The sequence below is a fragment of the Limnobacter alexandrii genome (assembly GCF_005871185.1).
Taxonomy (GTDB): Bacteria; Pseudomonadota; Gammaproteobacteria; order Burkholderiales; family Burkholderiaceae_B; genus Limnobacter; species Limnobacter alexandrii.
Window position 1 is genome coordinate 755,872 of the sequence record NZ_SWKN01000006.1, and the last position, 19,410, is coordinate 775,281.

Annotated in this window: 15 protein-coding genes; 6 read left to right on the forward strand and 9 right to left on the reverse strand. The window is 52.9% G+C overall.

Annotated features, from left to right (window positions below; translation table 11 throughout):
* The first annotated feature begins 262 nt into the window (after positions 1-262).
* From FCS97_RS03825 to FCS97_RS03835, 3 genes are all read left to right on the forward strand, one after another.
* On the forward strand, positions 263-922 hold the full coding sequence (locus tag FCS97_RS03825) for a cupin domain-containing protein (RefSeq protein ID WP_138516751.1): 660 nt from the start codon (positions 263-265) through the stop codon (positions 920-922).
* Between the two features lie 134 nt (positions 923-1,056).
* The gene (locus FCS97_RS03830) at positions 1,057-3,489 is read left to right on the forward strand and encodes a PKD domain-containing protein (protein ID WP_138516753.1); all 2,433 of its coding nucleotides are present in this window, start codon (positions 1,057-1,059) and stop codon (positions 3,487-3,489) included.
* 83 nt (positions 3,490-3,572) lie between these two features.
* Entirely contained in the window at positions 3,573-5,609 is a 2,037-nt protein-coding gene (locus FCS97_RS03835; RefSeq protein ID WP_246065800.1) for a bifunctional metallophosphatase/5'-nucleotidase, read from the forward strand.
* 75 nt (positions 5,610-5,684) lie between these two features.
* On the opposite strand, the gene FCS97_RS03840 is transcribed toward FCS97_RS03835, so the two are convergent.
* Positions 5,685-6,344 carry a GNAT family N-acetyltransferase gene (locus tag FCS97_RS03840; RefSeq protein WP_138516757.1) on the reverse strand — a complete coding sequence of 220 codons (660 nt, stop codon included), beginning with the start codon at positions 6,342-6,344 and terminating at the stop codon, positions 5,685-5,687.
* Positions 6,345-6,389: 45 nt separating this feature from the next.
* Here FCS97_RS03840 and lipB point away from each other — a divergent pair, with 45 nt between their 5' ends.
* Both lipB and lipA read left to right on the forward strand, forming a co-directional pair.
* Entirely contained in the window at positions 6,390-7,085 is a 696-nt protein-coding gene (gene lipB, locus FCS97_RS03845) for a lipoyl(octanoyl) transferase LipB (protein WP_246065818.1), read from the forward strand.
* A 39-nt stretch (positions 7,086-7,124) separates the two neighbouring features.
* Complete coding sequence (lipA, locus tag FCS97_RS03850; protein WP_138516761.1) at positions 7,125-8,108, forward strand: lipoyl synthase; 984 nt, start codon at positions 7,125-7,127, stop codon at positions 8,106-8,108.
* Here the strand turns inward: lipA and FCS97_RS03855 are convergent.
* The 8 genes from FCS97_RS03855 to tssK form a co-directional block, all read right to left on the reverse strand.
* Positions 8,035-8,433 carry a hypothetical protein gene (locus FCS97_RS03855; protein ID WP_138516763.1) on the reverse strand — a complete coding sequence of 133 codons (399 nt, stop codon included), beginning with the start codon at positions 8,431-8,433 and terminating at the stop codon, positions 8,035-8,037. The genes lipA and FCS97_RS03855 overlap by 74 nt on opposite strands.
* A gap of 188 nt (positions 8,434-8,621) precedes the next feature.
* Positions 8,622-9,092, reverse strand: a complete 471-nt coding sequence (locus FCS97_RS03860; RefSeq protein ID WP_246065819.1) for a DM13 domain-containing protein — start codon at positions 9,090-9,092, stop codon at positions 8,622-8,624.
* A gap of 77 nt (positions 9,093-9,169) precedes the next feature.
* Positions 9,170-10,177: a putative solute-binding protein gene (locus FCS97_RS03865; protein ID WP_138516768.1), complete on the reverse strand. Its 1,008-nt coding sequence runs from the start codon at positions 10,175-10,177 to the stop codon at positions 9,170-9,172.
* A gap of 70 nt (positions 10,178-10,247) precedes the next feature.
* Positions 10,248-11,882 (reverse strand): serine/threonine-protein kinase, encoded by a 1,635-nt coding sequence (locus FCS97_RS03870; RefSeq protein WP_138516770.1) that lies wholly within the window; start codon positions 11,880-11,882, stop codon positions 10,248-10,250.
* Complete coding sequence (gene tagF, locus FCS97_RS03875; protein WP_171035156.1) at positions 11,879-12,475, reverse strand: type VI secretion system-associated protein TagF; 597 nt, start codon at positions 12,473-12,475, stop codon at positions 11,879-11,881. Before tagF ends, FCS97_RS03870 begins: the two co-directional genes overlap by 4 nt.
* Positions 12,472-15,945 carry a type VI secretion system membrane subunit TssM gene (gene tssM, locus FCS97_RS03880; protein ID WP_138516774.1) on the reverse strand — a complete coding sequence of 1,158 codons (3,474 nt, stop codon included), beginning with the start codon at positions 15,943-15,945 and terminating at the stop codon, positions 12,472-12,474. The genes tagF and tssM overlap by 4 nt, the downstream gene beginning before the upstream one ends.
* An 18-nt stretch (positions 15,946-15,963) precedes the next feature.
* A complete protein-coding gene (gene tssL / locus FCS97_RS03885; RefSeq protein ID WP_138516776.1) occupies positions 15,964-17,337 on the reverse strand; it encodes a type VI secretion system protein TssL, long form in 1,374 nt (457 codons plus the stop codon).
* Positions 17,334-18,698, reverse strand: a complete 1,365-nt coding sequence (tssK, locus tag FCS97_RS03890) for a type VI secretion system baseplate subunit TssK (RefSeq protein WP_138516779.1) — start codon at positions 18,696-18,698, stop codon at positions 17,334-17,336. Before tssK ends, tssL begins: the two co-directional genes overlap by 4 nt.
* Before the next feature lie 159 nt (positions 18,699-18,857).
* On the opposite strand from tssK, the gene FCS97_RS03895 reads away from it, so the two are divergent.
* Positions 18,858-19,400, forward strand: a complete 543-nt coding sequence (locus tag FCS97_RS03895; RefSeq protein ID WP_138516781.1) for an OmpA family protein — start codon at positions 18,858-18,860, stop codon at positions 19,398-19,400.
* Positions 19,401-19,410: the final 10 nt, after the last annotated feature.

Here is a 19,410-nt window from a genome sequence, read left to right on the forward strand (position 1 = left end):
ACCTGCCCGTTTGAATTCACCCGCCACGGTCGGCCAAAGGCCGGCACCGAGACTCGGCCCGCTTTTTTGCCGAGCGAGGTGAGTCAGGGTGAATCTCAAAAAGGGAAAACCAGGTTTTCAGGCGAGAGATTGAAACCCAAGCCGATCGGGCAATTAACGAACAGTCGAGAAAGCGGAACCCAAGCCGGTCGAGCCAAAAAACCAGCGGTCGTACTTTGCGGTAAACTGAACCCCTCGCAGTAAGTACTCACCAAGCAGCACCATGAAACTCAACGCCGATCTTACCCAACGCGCAGTCGTCAACAGCAACGAAGTAGAGTGGGTTCAGTCCCCAGCCCCTGGCGTGTGGCGCAAACCATTGGAACGGGATGGCGATGAAGTGGCCCGTTTAACCTCGATTGTTCGATACGACGCAGGGTGCTCGTTTCCCGAACATGAGCATGGCGGCGGTGAGGAATTCTTCGTGCTGGAAGGCACGTTTGAAGATGAGTTTGGCGCTTATCCGGCAGGTACTTTTGTAAAAAATCCCGTGGGTACGAAGCATTCGCCCAAATCCACGGAAGGCTGCACAATTCTTGTGAAGCTTCGCCACATGCGGCCTGAAGATCAAACACCGGTCGTCGTCAACACGAACCACGCAGAATGGCGGCAAGGTCTTGTGCCTGGCTTAAAGGTGATGCCGTTGGACAGCTTCGAGACTCGCCACACTGCCTTGGTGAAATGGGCGCCCGGCACCTATTTCAACATGCACCGCCACATGGGTGGAGAAGAAATTTTCGTGCTTGAAGGTGTGTTCTCGGATGAACACGGCGACTACCCCGCGGGTACCTGGATACGTAGCCCGCACGCTAGTGCGCACACTCCTTTTAGCAAGCCGGGTTGTACCATTCTTGTCCGCACGGGTCATTTGATTGACACTTAACAAAAGCCCGTTCCATTCCATTCCAGCGGTGCTGCATTGATTGTGTCATTTTGGTGACTTGTCGCTTAGGGTGAATCCACAAATCCCTTTCCGCATGTATTCGGTATTAAAGCTATCTACTCCGGGTGCACTTCATGCGTTATTCCAGTTTTGCCTACACCATTCTTTTCACTGCTTTGCTGACTGCTTGTAATGGCAACGGTGGCGAAGCCAGCGGGGGTGGAGGCCGAGTGGAAGGTCAAGAAAATTCTCCAGCTTTGAGCGCCGGGCAAGACCAGCAAGCCGCCGAGCGCAGCACCATCGAACTGCGCGCCGCTGTGCAAAATACGGATCAGAATGCCGTGGTGGCCTACGCCTGGTTTCCAGCCAGTGAAGAAACAGTATTCTTTGGTGATACTGGTCGGTCTGATGAATCTGTTTTGAATTTGGAACTGCCGCAGGTTGTAGCAGATACGCCTGTTGAATTCGTAGTACAGGCTCTGTTGTCCAACAACACCGTGCTTGAAGATCGGATTCAAGTCACCATTCAAAATACTTTTGACAATGCCCTACCTGTTGTAAACACAACAGTGGCCCCGATTGGGCCTGATAACCGCTTGGCAGCAAGTGCCTGCGAGTCCACTGATTCCGACGGAACCATTCAAACTTACCGTTGGCTCAACGAAACGCTGAACATTGAATACGACGAGACAAGCTGCAATTTGAATGTACAGCTTCCCAGTTCGCCTGAATCACAAACTTACACCTTGCGGGCTGTTGCAATCGACAATCAAGACGGTTTGGGTTTCAAGTTATTCGATGTGACCACCCCCAATCGCCCAGCCAACACTGCACCAGTCATACAAGATGCAAGCGCATTGCCCGAACCTGTGCGCCCAGGTGAAACTTTGAGCTTGCAAGTGAACGCCAGTGATGCCGATGGCGACGCCTTGTTTTATCGCTGGACGCAAACAGCAGGTGCCATGCTGACAGTCAGCAATGCCGACAAAGCCAGGGCCCAGGTACAAATACCACCTGACCTGGCGAATCAAACCCTCACCTTCCGAGTCGAGGTGTCGGATAGAGCCAACTTCCAAACTTCGGTGAGCCAACGCAGCGTCGATGCCAGCGTGCGCAGCAACACCAGCAGCAATGCCGGGCTTCTGGAATGTTTACAGGATCCAACACGGGCCGGTTGCCCTTTGGCAGGCTTGCTGTCCGCCCCGCCAATCGGTGCCCAGCAGCCGAACAGTGCGCAGTTCTCGGCTGGCCAATGCACACCGTTTTATGGTGGTGGTTTGAATGGGCAAGGCTACTCCCACCTGTTGGGCGCTATGCACGAGCACACCGCTTATTCAGACGGGCAGGCCAATACCGATCCGCTTCAGGTGTACCAGCAAACGCGCGAGCGCGGTATGGATTTCGTCATGTCGTCTGATCATTCGGACAACCTGGCCATTCCGCTGGCTTTGCCTGACCCCGACAATTGCACCGACAACCCTTTGTCTTGCCTGATCTCCGATCCCGACAACCTGCCCAACAGCTTGACCAAGTGGCGCAGTACCTTGAATCAAGCCAATCAGGTCACTGGTGAATCGCCTGGTCTGTTCACCGCCATGCGCGGGTTTGAGTGGACATCCGACCGCTTCGGGCATGCCAATGTGTACTTAAGCAAAAACAACATCAATGCCAAACTGGGCCCGGGTTATGTGGTGTCCATGGATTTGTTCTGGCAGTGGTTCGTGTTGTCTCCACAATTGGGTGGCGGTGGCGATGGCCTCATGGTGTTTAACCACCCCGGCCGCGAGGACGCCATTCACAGTGTGCTGCTTCAGATTGGTGAAGGTGTGGGCCAAGCCACCCGCATGGCCGGTGCCTTGAATGCCCTGAACGTATTTCAACAAGGCGACCCAGCCTATGCGTTTAACGACTTCAAATACGTGGCACCTGCAGACTACCGTGTGGTGGGCATTGAGGTGTTTGGCAAAGGCGATGAATACGACACCGATGGCAAGTTCGGTTCTTGGTACGGCCATGCTCTCGACAAAGGGTGGTACCTGGGCCCAGCGGGTTCCGAGGATCATCACGAAACCAATTGGGGCGGTGCCAATTTGCCAAAAACCGTGGCCATTGCTCGTGCAAATAATCAGGCCGACATTCGGGAAGCATTTCTGGCGCGCCGTTTTTACACCGTGGCACAAAATGAAAATGCCTTGCGCATGAACTTTGAAGCTGTTCATGCTTCAACGCAAGGTCAGCAGCGCCTGCCGATGGGTTCACGCATTGGCACTCAGGCCAACTCGGTTCAATTCGAGGTCAGTGTCAGCAGCACAATGCCCATGGATGCCTTGCAGGACATGTCGTTTGAACTGTTCAGTTCGCAATCAGGCCCAAGCAGCAACGAGGAGCAACGTTACCTGCCCCTGCAAACTCAAGCCGGTAAAAACGGACGTTTCACCGTAACCCCAGCCGATGGGAAGAACTGGTACTTCGTGCGCGTCAAGCGTGGTGATCGAATTGTGGCCGTGAGCGCGCCAATTTGGGTGTTCAAAGGCAGCGACCCCTTGCCGGAGTGCGCGCCACTTTGATTCTATTTCCCTGATACTGAAAACAAGAGGTAACAATACCCGACTACTCTCGAATGCTTGAGCAGCAAAAAGTAGAGGTAGTCGTGTACAAAGCAACATTAAAAAGTCTGGTGTATTTGGGTGCAGTCGGCACACTGGCCGCCTGTCTGGGCGGTGGTAACGGCAGTGTTGCCGTCAATCCATCCGAAGTTCTTCCAGCAACAGCATTTGAACTTCAAGTGCTTCACATCGCCGACATGGACAGTGGCGGCAACCTGGTTGAAAACTCCCAGAATATTTCCGCAATACTCGCCAAGTTCCGTGCAGAGAAACCAGACAACACCGTGTTTCTAAGTTCCGGTGACAACTACATTCCCGGTTCTTTTTTCAATGCATCTGCCGACCCCTCTTTAACGGAAGAGCTTGGTGTGCCCAGCGCGGGCCGTGGTGATATTGAAATTCTGAATCAACTGGGTCTTGATGCCTCTGCATTTGGCAACCATGACTTCGATCAGGGTACCGCCAAGGTACTGAACTTGATTGCTCCGCAAACCGTGGGCGCAGATACCTGGCGCGGTGCGCAGTTCCCCTACCTGTCCGCGAACATCGATTTCTCGGGCGATGCCAATTTGGCAAGCCTGGCTGACCCCGCCAACGATGGCCAGGAGGCAAGTAGCCTTGCAGGCAAAATTGCAAAGTTCGCTGTCATTACAGTGGACGGCGAAGAAATCGGCGTGGTGTCTGCGGCCACCCCAACCCTACCAACCATCACCACGCTGAATGGCGCCACAGTGAGCCCGGCGTTGGATGGTAACGGCAGCTTTTCAATTGACGACCTGGCTGCTGAAATTCAGCCCTCGGTGAATGAATTGTTGAACCGTGGCATCGATAAAATCATTTTGCTCGGTCACATGCAGCAGATCTCGGTCGAGGAGCAGTTGGCCTCGCGTTTGACCGGTGTTGATTTGATCATCGCAGGCGGTTCAAACACCCGTCTGTTTGATTCAAACGATTTGATCCGCGCAGGTGACACAAGCCAAGGCGAGTACCCCAAGCAATTTACCTCAGCCAGTGGCGAACCCGTATTGCTGGTGAATGTGGATGCAGATTACAAATACTTGGGCCGCATTGTGTTGCCATTCGATGAAGATGGTGAAGTAATTGTAGGCAAGCTAGACCCTGCCGTGAATGGTGCTTACTCGACCGATGCAGCCGGCCTGGCCGCTCTTGATCTGGATGCAGCAGATCGGCAGGCAGAAGTTTCCGCGATTGCTCAAGACATTCTTGCAGTCAACCAGGCACTCGAAGGTGTAATTCTCGGCTCTACCAGCGTGTACCTCGAGGGCGATCGCGCCTTTGTGCGCAAGCAGGAAAGTAACCTGGGTAACCTGACAGCCGATGCCAACCTGGCCGCTGGCCAAGCCACGGACGAACTCACAGCAGTTTCGTTGAAAAACGGTGGTGGTATTCGTGGTTCCATCGGAACCATACTGGTGCCACCCGGTGGTACAGGTGCGGCGCAAAAGCTGCCACCACAAGCCGATGAGTCCGTGGGTAAGCAAGAAGGCGATATTTCTCGTGGCGACATTGAGCGTGCACTTTCATTCAACAATGCCCTGAGTTTGCTTGACGTGACTGCCCAGCAACTGAAAGATTTGTTGGAGCACGGTGTATCCAGCTACGATTTGGCGGCAGCACAAGGTGTAGGGGCGTTCCCTCAAATTGGCGGCATGCGTTTCAGCTTCGACCCCACGGCAGCAGCCGGTTCGCGGGTGCGTACCATTGTGGTTAACGACCCCGATGGCTTGGGTCCGCTGACTGGTCCGCAAACCGTGTTCTCGGGCGGTCAGTTCCGTGTGCCGGTGAATCAGGTTTATCGCATGGCCACGCTCAGCTTCCTGGCCGATGGCGGCGATGGTTATCCCTTCCCCACCATGAACATTAATCGAGTCGAATTGGACACCACAGGCGATGCAGGTTTCCTGGTTGAAGGCCGCGAACAACAGGCTTTGGCAGATTTCCTGGAAGCCACCACCACGCGCGACATGCCATTTTCACAGGCCGATTCGGGTGCTGATTTCTCAGTGGACGAACGAATCGTGATTCTGACCAACGGCCGTACAGACCCACTGCCGCAGTAAAGACCAAGAGTGGTCAACAAAAAGCCGGGCCAGGTTAACTGGGCCCGGCTTTTTTTCATGAATGGTTTGCAGGAATTAAAATTCTTCAGCCCATTTCTTGAATTGCCCCAGTGAGTTTTTGAACAAATGGTCAATATCGGCCAAATGTTCATCCACAAATTCACGCACCATTGAACTGGTGCTGGCGGGTTCCACCCGCAAGTGCGCCTCGCATTGGCCATCAGCGGTACTTACGCGCATGTTCAATTTGTGGGCTATGCGCAGCATGGCCTCATTGTCCATCAGGGTATAAATAAACAGCATTTCTATGCCCTCGTTGCGTGCCCTGCGCAGTGCCCTTTGAAACAGCAGCGTACCCAGGCCATGCCCACGCATATTGGCGTCCAGCGACAAGCCCAATTCCGCTCCCTTGGGGGCATTGCTGTCTTCGGGCTGGTTCAGTTCAGCCAAATGCACCACGCCCAGCAGCACATCGTCACGCCCGAAAATGCCAAATACCGAGTCGCGTTCAAAATCGATGCTGGCGGTGTATTTCGCAATTGCCGCGTCGCCCAATGCATAACTAAAGCGCAAACGGCGGTCGGTCTCATCCAGGGCCAGCAAGTGTGCAAGAATTAAAGGGCGGTGTGAGTCATCCAGTTCCACAATTGGAACTTTGGACAGGCCCAGAATGGACGCGGCCCTGCGCCCCAAGACGCTGGGAATATCAAACCATTCAATGGGCTCTGACGACATGATGAACTCGACTGCAAAATTGTGAAAAATCGGAAATATGCTTACATGATCCACCAACAAGAAAGCAAGCCGCAACCCAACACCCCGCAAGTTGGAGTACCACTTCAAATTCGGGAACTGGGCCTGGTGGACTATTTGCCCACCTGGGAAGCCATGCGCAATTTCACAGATGCCCGCTCAGAACAGCTTAGCGACGAGATCTGGATTTGTGAACACCCCCCGGTCTTCACTTTAGGCCTTGCGGGTGACCCTGCGCACATGTTGCAACGCAACAACATACCCTTGGTGAACACGGATCGCGGTGGCCAAATAACCTATCACGGCCCCGGGCAAATTGTGGTTTATCCACTTTTGGACCTTCGCCACTTTGGTTTGAAGGTGCGTGAGTATGTGCAGTTGCTGGAACAAAGCATTATCGATGCGCTGGTACACGTGGGTGTGGCGGATGCCCAACGCAAGCCCAGCGCCCCAGGCGTGTACACCATGCACCATGGCAGCCTGGCCAAAATTGCCGCCTTGGGCATCAAGATCCGCAAGGGCTGTAGTTATCACGGCTTGTCATTGAATGTGAACATGGATTTGACCCCGTTTCAGCAAATAAACCCTTGCGGCTACGCGGGTTTGGAAACAGTGGACTTGGCCACAATTGGTGTTAAAATTTCACCTTCTGAGATGCAAATGCATCTGATGAAATACCTGATTCAACACCTTGAAGCCGCGCGATCCGCGGTGGCAAAGTAAATAAAAGGCCAACCCACCCAATGGCCAGGGAGCAAAAACGTGTCCGAGATCAATGAAAAGTCCGCTGTGGCCAAAGAACTGAGCGCAGTCAGCGATCCGACCGTCAAGCAAAAAGCAGCCGCAAAAACCGCCCGAATTCCCATCAAGATTGTGCCGGTTGAGCAGCTGAAAAAGCCCAGCTGGATCCGCGTGAAAGCGGGCTCACCTTCCACCCGTTTTTACGAAATCAAGGAAATTCTGCGCGAGCACAAGTTGCACACCGTGTGCGAAGAGGCTTCCTGCCCCAACATCGGTGAATGCTTTGGCAAGGGCACTGCCACCTTCATGATCATGGGCGACAAGTGCACACGCCGCTGTCCCTTCTGCGACGTGGGCCATGGCCGCCCCGATCCGCTCGACGAAAATGAACCCCTGAATTTGGCGAAAACCATTGCCGCCCTGCGCTTGAACTACGTGGTGATTACCAGCGTAGACCGCGACGACCTGCGCGATGGTGGCGCGGGCCATTTTGTGGCCTGTATTGAAAAAACCCGTGAGTTGTCGCCCAACACCAAAATTGAAATTCTGGTGCCCGACTTCCGTGGTCGCCTGGACCGAGCGCTGGGTATTTTGAATGCCGCCCCGCCCGACGTGATGAACCACAACCTGGAAACCACAGAGCGCCTGTACAAGGAAGCCCGCCCGGGTTCGGACTACAAACATTCCTTAAAGCTGTTGCAAGACTTCAAGAAAGCCCACCCCGACACGCCCACCAAAAGCGGCATCATGGTAGGGCTTGGCGAAACCGACGACGAAATTTTGCAAGTGATGCGCGACATGCGCGAACACCAAGTGGACATGATCACGATTGGCCAATACCTGGCCCCATCAGGTCACCACTTGCCAGTGCGCCGCTATGTGCACCCCGATGTGTTCAAAATGTTTGAAGAGAAAGCCTATGAAATGGGCTTCACGCACGCAGCCGTTGGGGCAATGGTTCGCAGTTCATATCATGCCGATGAACAGGCGCATGGTTTGGTCTAACCCAACGCTCACCGTGCCTGCGTTTTAAAATTCGCTTTAATTCAATTCGGTGAATGTCGGCCTGAACCCGTTTCAGGTGCCGAATAAATGCGTAGCGGGCCAAAGTGCCCAGGGCAAAAGCCCCACCCACTGCGTACACCGTAAATATCGTCAGGTAGAGAAAAATTTCCGTGCCTTCGATGGCATGCAGCACCGTGCTCAAAATGTAAATTGAGTCCAGGAAAATAATCGTCATCAAACCCAAGGTGATCGAGAGGCTAATTTGCTTGGCCTGACGCTGAGCCAGTAACCGAGCCTCCAGCTTGTCAATGTCAGTCTCATTCACCGTTCACCTCCACTGCATTCGATGCGGTTTTACCGCGCCTCGTTGCGCGGACACGCATTGTGTTGCTTGCCGAGATTTCAGTCCATAGGGGGTTTGCTGCAATTCGTGAGTAAAAGCACCATGAACGTGATTATCTGAGCATATTTGTCACGCAAACGGTGTAGCCATTCCTCAACTTTGCTTGCAACTTAATTGCGAAATTGCCCTGCAGTGATGAATTCACCGAAGCGTTCGCACCAAATAACAGCCGCGCGGTAATTTTGCAAATCAGCATTGGCCGGCAAATCAAGAATAAAGCCACCAAAAGTTTTTACAGGCCCAACCTGCAGTGCCTGGCTTTTAATGTTCAAAAAGCTGGCTTCGTCTTCTACAAATTGCGGCACCAGGTACAAGTAATAATCTGGCCCCGGCGCAAGCTCGCCTTCGAATACCGCCTGGTTTGCAGACAGGGTTAGGCGACCCTCTCCCCAATGCAGAAAATCGCTGCCTTTCAGATCGCGTTTGAAATCAGTGGAGAACAGCGCCCCGCTTTGCGATGCCGCAATGGCCTCGGCGCCCGGGCTTTCGGGTTCTACAAGAATGGGAAGCAGGTAAATACCCAGCGCGATACCTACAAGTAGCGCGCCGGCATGGGTAATCAGCAGAAGAAGTTTTTTCATGGTGTTTCGAGCCATCAGGGTTTGAACAAGTCAATTCGCTCCCCGGGCTCAAAACGTTTCACATGTCGATGAATAATTTACAACTCGCGCTTGTCTGCGCACTCGCCAAGGCTGCCATCCAGCCGGCAACGAATTCGTTTTAGAATTTTCATCATCTCGGGATCGTAAAAGCCTTCTGCCGTCATTTGAATTCGCGATTCACGCATCAGCACATCGTACTTTTCACGGTCACCGGCGGGAATATCCAGCCACGCAGCGGCAGGCACTGCTTTCTCAGACGTATCGACCAAGGCAATGGCGCGGTCAAATTGTTGCTGAATCCAAACCCGCGACTTTTGCCCATACCCTGTCGGAAACTTGTCTTTGCGAATCAAAATATTGGCGGTTAGCTGCACCAAGGGGAAGCGGTAAATACCGCCCTTGGTGCCAATGCCTTTGTAAAGTTCAAGTGGCTGATAGGCAATGGCTGGTGCGGCAATAATATCCACCTGCCCATTGTTGAACTTGGTACCGAAGTTGATCACCTCGCTGGCCACTGGCTGCGCGCCCAATTGCTGCACCATTTTTGCTTGCGACTTGTCGTAGTCCAGCACGGCAATTTTTTTACCTGCTGCTTTTTCTACCGAATTAATGGCCCTGTCATTCACCATCACATACGCGGCACCAATGGGTAAAATGCCGGCCACCTCGAACAGGCCGGCTGTCATTTTGTCATTTAGCTTTGGGCTGCTCATTAAATCGACTACGGTGCGCAGGTGCTTGTAAGTGGGCACTGCACCAATCGAGTCAATACTACCTACAAACTTGTTGAACTGGCGGCCACGCAAAGTGGAAATGGCTGCTGCGTCGCATTTGCCAGTTTTGAAGTCTTCCGCGGCAAGGCGTTCATCAACATAAGCCTCCAGTTCAATGTTGACCCCCCAGCCTTTGGCAGCCACTGCGTAATCTTTCGCTTGTGCAAACGCCGGCCCACTGCGCCCGGCAATGTCGAAAATGCACATTTTGATGTTTGCTGCGTTGGCTTGGAGGGGTGCGGCCAGGCTTGCGCCCAGCAATAGGAGTGCTGCAGCTTTGATCGTGTTCATGTCGTCTCCGGTAATTTTGGGCTTTTTTTGTAATGTTTAAGCCCTTGGGAGATTTCATTCTACAGAAGAATTAATCCACTTCATCTACCGTAAACCAAGCCGCCGCCATTCGATCTTCGCACGTCGATGTGATGCAGCTTGTCACGCCCTCCAGTTCTGCATTTGTGTGCTGAATCAATCCAAATCCATAGTGATCCGACATCTTCAGCGGCGTGTAGTCACGTGGTTCTTCCGTCACGATGACCAAAAACTGATTATTGCCAGCCGGTCCGCTTGCCTGTATTGGCTCGCTGCTTGGGGGAAGCCATGTTTTTTCATTCGCATTGATGGCGAGTTGCGGCACACGAACATTGGGTAGCAATTGAATGAGTGATTGATCAGAAGAAAGAACGTAAACGGTCACATAACCCTGGAATGGCGATTCCACCTGAAAGCGCAACAAGTCCTCGCCAATTTTCAAGACAGGGTTCTCCATGTGAATACTTAAAGTGCTGTCTGCTTTGGACAACACTGCCTGAAATGCCGGTGCGATCGCAATGTCTGGTTCTTCGGATATCTCAGGTTCGGCTTCCTGTGTAATTTCAACTGTGCTCAGTGCTGTACTCTCGGGAGTATTGGTGTCCGTCATGTTCATCAATACCGTCGCTACAACAGATACTGTCGCCACAACAGCAAGCAAGAAGGTAACTGCTACAGCACGTGGCTTCGTTGAGCGTTTTTCAGGTTTTGGCTCTGGTAAAACTTCCGGTAAATCGCTTCTTGTCGTCGGCCTTGCTTGCAGAGCACTGCGAAAATCGGCCATGCTGGCGGTTCTCTCATGCACTTGCACACGCAAGGCGTGATCAATGGCCTGTTTGATCTCAATGTGGAATTGCAAGTCAGTCCGCGATTCCAGCAGCACATAATTGTCGTTGACCAATCGGCTGACCGAAGAGGGTGGAGTTTTTCCGGTCATCAGGTAATGTGCAACAGCAGCCAATGCATACACGTCGGTCCAGGGGCCTTGCGTCATTGAAGGTACTTCTGCGTACTGCTCAATGGGCGCGTAACTGGCTTTCAGTATCACGGTGAAAGGTTGCGAGACACTGCCAATGGCCCTGCGCGCAGCACCAAAATCCAGAAGAATTGGCAGCCCCGTACTTTCCTGAATAATGATGTTCTCAGGTGAAATATCGCGGTGATAACACTGTTGGGCATGCATGCACTCCAAAGCCTCGGTCAGCGCCACAAGCCAGTTCAACAGCAATTCATCGGGAAGTGGCCCGGCATGTTGCTGCATGTACTGTTTCAAAGTGACACCCTGATACAAGGGCATCACCATGTATGCAGTCCCCTGCATTTCCCAGAACCGGTAAACCTTGACCAGTGCTGCATGGTCAAATTGAGCCAGCAAACGAGCTTCATTTACAAAGCTGCTCAAGCCCGATTCGTAAGTGCCGCGGTGTCGCTCCTCCCTGACCTTCACAGTACCGCTTGGCATTCGAACAGCAAGTGCACTGGGAAAATACTCCTTCAGTGCAACCAGGCGTTCAAGCATTGGGTCCCAGGCTTTGTAAACGATGCCAAATCCACCAATTCCAATCACATCGCGAATTTCGAGTCCTTCGATCTGTGCACCGGGGGCCAGTGTGTCTGGATTGCCTGGTGTGTCTTGATGGCCCAGACCAACAGGCACTGGCTGAATCACGGTGATGTCGGGCGTCATGGCGCTGCGCCCAAACCAAACAGGGTTTCAAAGGCCCGGATGTCGGGCAGTCCTCGGTATCGAGTCAACCATTGAACAGCGCCTGAGAATTCAATCCGATACCAATGGGTGTCGTCGCCCTCAGTAGCAGAAGGGTGTTCAAGTTGAAGTTCAGGCAACAGACCTAGCGCTTGACTGAACTGCACTAAGGTCCACTCCTCGTCCAGTGCGCTGGCGCACAAGGTGTGCGCCTGCAAAAACCAGCGTGTCAATGCATCCTTGCTCGGCAGCGCAGTTTCGGATTGGTCCAAATGCTCCATCAGTATGAATGGAAAGGCGCGGCCCGCTTTGTCAACTGACGGCATCATCACGCCGACAGCACTTTGACCACCCAGGGCTGGCAGCGTTTTGTTCCCAAACAGAAAGCCGTGCATGGGCGCCTGATAGTAAGCGTTTGTCCAGGCTGCGCCATGCTTTTCTTCGCCGCTTTGCATGGTGACGCTCAGCCAAGAATCCAGAGCGTCGATCAGGGGCTCGGACATGTTGCCACTGCAGAAGTCGCCCACGCAGGGCAGTTTGCCAAACCAGCATACGGTACGCCTGTGTTGTCTCATAAATTTCCTGGGCATCTGAATTGCCGAAGTTCATTCAGGCGAAGTGGATTGAACGCAGAATTGGCCAGCACTTCAAACTCAAATTGTTTGCCATCAAGAACAAACCGCGCCTTGAACTTCTCCGGACGCTCGGTATTTTCAATTTGTGCGGCATCAAACATTCGAAACAAGGCCCAGGGGCCGTTGTAGGTTTTGTGTGTTCCCTCGGACGCGCGGATACGCAATGTGTTCGAAGGCGCCTGCCCACCCCATTGAATCCGATGGCTGGGCTGAAACTGTTTGGAGAACATTTTCAAGTCGCCATTGGTTTCAAGATAAAAAACATCGCTGGGGTGGCTCGATTGCACCAGGCGCATTTCCACATCAAATTTGGCCACTGTGGAATTGCCGGAGAAGAATACATCCCGAATTCTGGCTGCTCGCTGAAACTGAATGAGCGATGGGTTGTTCGGTGCCTGCGATCCATCGCCAAGAGGTTTCAATTTCCAGTTGGGGCCACCGGTGTCCACCACTTGGCTAAGGCGGCTGGAAAAAAACTGGTCCATCAGTCCGTTGGGTGCAAAAAAACGGGCAAAGTCATCGCTGAGAACATCCAGGCCCGACCCGGGATGAATTGGATAACGGTTGGAGACGGTTCGCCGACAAATTTCCTGAAGAGGTCGCAGGTCAGCGCTCAGATTGGCTCGCTCTGCCGCACGGCCCTGGGCACTGCCCTGTCCCGCCAATTGCCCAACAATCGCGCGGACTGGCTCTGGCAACACACCAGCACCCACCTGCAATGTGTCCATGGCAGCAGCAGGCGGTGGCGCAGACTTGCTTTTCTTTGCGCTGGCAATCGCAGCCAGCTGCGCGTAAAGCTCATTCAATAGGCCGGCCACCTGGTTGTATGCGGGTGGGTTGCCTTCGAAAAGGCTGTTGACATCACTGAAGTAATCGTCGACTTGTTGCTCCAGTGGTGCCTCAAAATTGGCAGCTTTGAAATTGGAACCAGCCAAAAGTGCAGCGCTCGGAGACAAGGCTTGCTGAACTTTCTGATTCGCCACTGCTTCAGCCTTTTCCCCCACTTTGAGCAGTTCGCCCGCCAGTCGGGTGTTTTTGGCAACTTCTTCAAGAAACTTTTTCAGGAGCGATTGGGGTGAGGCCAGAACTCGAGCAAGGTCAACTGCCTGCTCGAACTGGGCGGGTTTCTGAATCTGCACATCTTTTAGATAACTGTCCCAAATGCGGATGTAATCGCGAATGTACAAATTGCGAACTTGTCTTAGAAGTTCGGGTAGTGCCTCGGTTTGGCTTGAACCATTGCTTGCCATGTCTCCCATCACCCACTCCGCTTCCTGTTTCAGTCGGCTGGCCTGCTCAGGCAACTGCACCAGGAAGTATTGTGTATAGGCTTCGCGTGTATACAGCGCATCGATTCCCTGGCTCAACGGTTGGCCACTGGGTCTTGTGAATATTGCAGCCGAGCTTGCACCCACTGCGTCGATCAAGTTAAAGCCACCGTTGGGCGCTGGTTTGTAAAATCGAACCATGCGCTGGTACAGTCTGTTGTCCAGGGCCTGAGCGCCAATGATTTGTCGTGCAGTCTCAATCAGCTCGGTGTCTTTCTCGGGCAAACTGCCAGGTGCTCCCAAGGCAATCGCTTCTTGCAAATGGTGTAGGGCAGCATCTTGAAGTTCCGGTGTGTAACTGGCTAGAACATTCTGTTGCCAATCAAACACCACCCAACTGGCCAAGGCCTGCGCATCATAATGGGTGGGCGAATGAATCATCACATAGGCTTTCAGCGATTCGTAGGCCAACTGCATGTCTTGGTTCAGGGCTGCACGCAATCTGTCTTCAAGCCGCTTCGCAATTCTTGGCATCAACGCCGTTTCAAGCGCCTTGTGATAAGCCAGTTGCTCGGCTTGCTGTAGCTTGTCGTCCTGGTTCAATCCAAGGTGGTGCATGAAACCTTCAGGGCTGGGCTCAGCGATTTCCCGCAGCCTGCTTAGCGCTGCAAACAGTGGCGGCAAGGGCGCCTGCGACTCTGTTTGCAGGGAAGACGCCTGCTCAGACACCGCACGGCTCAGCACAAGGGTTTCGTCGAGAACTTTGCTGTTGTTGCTGTAGCTGATCCACCAGCCGATTAACAGCAAGGTTAGAACTGTGGCCGAAACGCCCAAAATACCCATATAAATTGTGCGTTCAAAAAATGCGGTTTTTTTAACATGTCCGGCAAGATGCTTTTCTTGAAAAACAACTTTGGCCAGCATGTCCCGAATGAAAAAACTTTTCCCCTGGCCGGTGGCGGGTGCTTCCAGTGCCTTGTGCTGAGCAAGGCCCACTGCGATACGATCAAAAACATTGCCGTCCTGTGTGCCGCTGCTCAGGTAAACGCCACGCAACACCACAGGCCGTTCAAACGGACTGTCCGATTGCAGTGCCTGTTGCAGAAGGTTCTCTATGGCTGGTTTTAGTTGGGCAAATGCCAGCGGAAATTCAAACAGTTTGATTCGTTTGCTTTCTTGCTCCTCCTCTTGCAGGCGTTTGTTCACCTGTTCTCCCAAATGCTCAACCATTTGGCTCAAGGCCTTGGGCAGTGTTTGTTTCAGTGTTGTATCCAGGGCATTGGGGTGCTCAAAGTTGACTCCCCATGCCTTGGCACGATCCAGCTCAGACAATCGCCCAAAGGTTTCACGGAAACCCGTGAGCAAGTCGAGTTTCGTGATCAACACATAAACCGGGGGGCACATGCCCAGTGCGCGAATCATTTCCTGAAGACGCAGGGCAATCTTGTTCGCAGTCTCTTTTTGTTTCGATTCGTTGTCTAGCAGCTCCTGAACACTGAGCGTGAGAAGCACGCCGTTGACAGGTTGCTTTGGCCGATGTTTTTTCAAAAGACTGAGAAAGGAATTCCATCCCGCCGAGTCGGTGTTTTGGTCCGAGTCTTGTGTGGTGAACCGGCCTGCCGTATCGATCAGTACAGCTTGATCCGTAAACCACCAGTCACAGTTGCGGGTGCCGCCCACACCTTTGATCGAGTCTTTGCCCAAAGGGTCTTGCAAGGGGAAACGCAAACCTGCATTTTTCAATGCTGTTGTTTTGCCGCTGCCGGGTGGGCCAATCATGATGTACCAGGGAAGCTCGTACAAACCGGGTTTGCTTTGGTACCAGGCCTTGCGTGACTGATGCTGCCTGAGCAGGTGCACTGCCTGGGTGAAAATATCCTGTAGCTTTGCAGTCTGTGCAAGGGCCTGTTCATCCTGTCGGGTCAGGCTTACTTTCAAAGCATGCTCTGCGGTGCGAATTTTCCACCAACGCCACGCCAGTGGAACAAAAACAAGCAGCCCGACCATCACGATCAACACAATCCGGGTCCACGCTTGTTCAAGCGGTTTGGTGTCGCCCACAGCCAAAATGGGACCCACCAGCCAGATCAATGCCGCGAATCCGGAAAATGCCAAAAGGCTTAAAACAAATCTCAAAAACATAGTGAACTCGAAGGTGTTTTATTGGGCATGAAGCAGGGTGATCTCGACACGGCGATTCAATGCCCGACCTTTTGGCGTGTCATTCGGCGCAATCGGGTTGGCCGCACCTGCTCCCTCGGTGGCAATGCCCACATTGGGCAGATGAATGGCGATCCGTTGACCCACATGGTCTGCGCGTGCTGCGGACAGTTGCCAGTTTGAAGGGAAGCGGATTGAGCGAATCGGCTGATTGTCGGTGTACCCAGTCACTGTGATTTGACCGGGGTGCAGTGCAAGTTCCCGGGCCACTTTGTCGACCAGTGGCAAGGCATCAGCCGACAGTTCGGCGCTGCCTGAGCCAAAGAGACCGTCACCCACCAGAACGACCGTGGACTTGTTGCCGGATTGTTTCAGGGTGAGTTGACCGGCCATGATTTCCTGTTGCAGCTGGCGTGGAAGTTCGAGTCCGACAGCCGGTGCCAATTGCTGCACCTGTGATTTTGGAAACTCTGGTGCAGGAAAAGTAATCGAGGCAACTTCATTGAAAGCGATGTCGGACTGCGTATTCATGTTGAAGTAAAGACCCAGAAAGTAGGTGGCGCCTATCAGACCCATCGCACTCACGGGCAGCCAAAGTGGAATCTGTAACAGGCGGTGGTGTGGTCTGGGTGCTTTGGATTGCCAAAGATCAGGGTGCAAGTTGCTTGCGGTGGTGTTCGAGTTCATGGACACAAGCTGAAAAAGCCTCGCTCGCAGTTGTTGCAAAGCAGACTCACCGCCTGGCTGTACTTTGTACTTTCCTTGAAGACCAAGGCTGAGAACAATCGCCATCAAACCCAGCAAGTCGCGGTTCTCCGTTGGGTTTTGCATCATTTTTTGAATCAATGCAAATACCTTTTCACCGCCCCAGGTCTCACTGAAAAACTGATGTAACAAACTGTGGCTTGCCCATTGCCCGGCACCACCCCAGGGGGTATTCGCGGCGCGTTCATCCATGTAGGTGCAAAGCAGGTAGCGCACAGAAATCCGCTCGGCGTGTGGCCGTTGAAGTTGTTCTAGGCTGCGGTCAAGTTCGATCAACTCTGCCGCCAGCGTTTCAGAAAGCAGGCTGGGTGAAGGAAGTTCGGCCATCTCGCCGACAAGGCACATCAGTCGAAGCAAAGGGGATACCTGAACCAGCAATGTGTTGTTGCTCGCTGAAGGACAGTTCTTCAACTGATCAAGTAACTGACGCAGTTGGACCTGTTTGGCCTGCTGTGAGTCTTGCCCTGATGAGGCAGCTGGATGTGCCGGCCCCAGAATGTTGTCAAGCGAGTCGATGGGCTGGACATGGGGTTTGCCGGTTTTACCCAGCCGTGGTTTGATAATGGTGCGCTCACCACCGAGTGCAGAGAAGGGATCGTTCGGATTCACAACAAGTGCTCCTGTTCGCGCCGAACAGCCCACAGTTCCATTCTCAATTCTGGCAAATCTCCTGCGTAGTGAATGGCCAGCTGTCCGGTCTGTTCCAGCATTTTCCAAAGTACTTCAGTGCGTGTTTCAAGCTGAAAGTAAAGATGATCCGCGTAGTAGGGCAAGGCAGGCGGATTGTGCTGGGTTGGCTTCAAGCGAACTCCTGGCAAGTTCAGGTTGACCAGATCACGAAGTTTTTCGACAGGACCAATTTTCACGGTGCTGGGGAATTGCCGTTGTACCAGTTCCTCTGGCGCAAGCGCGTGTACGGTCAAGTAAAAATGGGCATCAGTGAGCAGGGTGCGGTCATTAATTTGCGCCAGGTGTACGCCACTTTGTTTTTGAGTGAGAGGAATTTGAATGGCATGTTGATCATGCAGCCCCGCCAGTGCATTTCGGATGGCTGCCAGCAATGGAGAAAAAGTTGCGCGAAGGTTGTCATGGTCATAATTCGGAATGAAGTCCGCAGCGGTGTCGTTGCCATACAAGGTCACCGAGCCCAAACACTCAAGCAGCCGAATGTAGGCAGTCTCTGGGTGAAGCTTCGGAAGCGCAAGCGAGTGCAAAATCAACAAGCGGTGTTCAATGCAACTTTTCAATAGAAGAAAATCGCCGATCTCCGAACTGTTGTGACTACCCTTGCGCACACGACGTTGCCGCAGCTGATCGATTTTGCTTTGGAGCAAACCAAGCACCGCTTCGAGCATGCGTCGAATGTTGTTGTTCTGAATGCTGCACAGGCAGGGCTCGATAAATGTTTCATCGATTTGAGCCAACCCTTGCCTTGATTCGCGCAGTTCGCAAATTTGCAGGCAAACCACGCCGTCACGGGTTTGGTGGCCTGTACTTATAAACGTGTTCAGTTGCCCCAGTTCAATGGATTGTGCCTCCAGCCCCTGGTCGTAAATACTGGGTATTTCAGTGCGTTGGCCGCGGTATCGCATGCCTTGTGGAATAGTGCCTTCCTCATTCTCGGCTCCCCATCCCAAATGTTGCGCCTGCCAGTGTGGCCGTGCAAGGGCCAGGAAAATCTTGCTGTCCTTGCCTTCACTTGACAGGTCCAGACAAGGCGGGGCGGGGTCCTGGTCTGGAATCGAAAAATAGCTTCCATCCGGAAAGTAACCCGAGGCTTTCAGGATGGAAATTTTCCCGGCCAACAGCAAGTCCTGATCCAGTTTTAGCTCATGAAAGCCATGGCAGTACGAATTGAAGTGAGAGGTTCTGATGTGAACTTCATGCTCGAAATGTCGTTCTTGTTGCTGGAAATGTTGGGGCTGAAGAAACAGGCCTTCGCTCCAAATGACACGGTTGTTTTTAGTCATAACGGGGGATGAGTTTCACTCTCTGCTGATGGGGATGTATCACTCTTTGAGCGATTTTTTTCAAAACGAATAGACTCGATGCCCAAGTCGCGAAAAATCCTAACACGAGATTTTTTAAGGTGATTTTTTTACCAATCTCCTACCTATTTCGGAGTAGCTATGCTTGATAAATGCATCCTGAAGTTTTCTGTGGCAGTGCCATTTTTCTTCGGCGTACTTTCACCTGGTTATGCAGAATCATTGGTGGTTGATCTGGCAGGTACAGTTCCCGCAGCCGAGCAAGTCAAAGAGGGCTTGTTTCCCGAAGAAGCCTGCGAGGAATTGCGCAAGAATGGTTTCAAATGCATGGGTTTCAAGCCCGCTGTACGTTTCTCGATTCCGAATGCCCACTTCCAGTTGGGTTCTGCCGAGTTGCCTGCCGAACTGAAAAAGCAGCTTGATGTATTTGCGCAGGTGTTGAGCAATCGCCCCGCTGATTCGGTTCCGGTTTTGGTCACCGGCCACGCTGATGCAAGTGGCAATGAACTTTTGAATCAGACGCTTTCAGCCGAGAGGGCCAAGGCGGTCAAAAGCTACTTGATCCACAAAGGAGTTTCGCCGGCCCTGTTGCGCATTGAGGGCAAAGGTGCCGAAAAGCTGGCGGATGTGAACAACCCGTTTGCGCCTGCCAACCGCCGGGTCGAAATCAGCCGTTTGCCCTGACAAAACAATT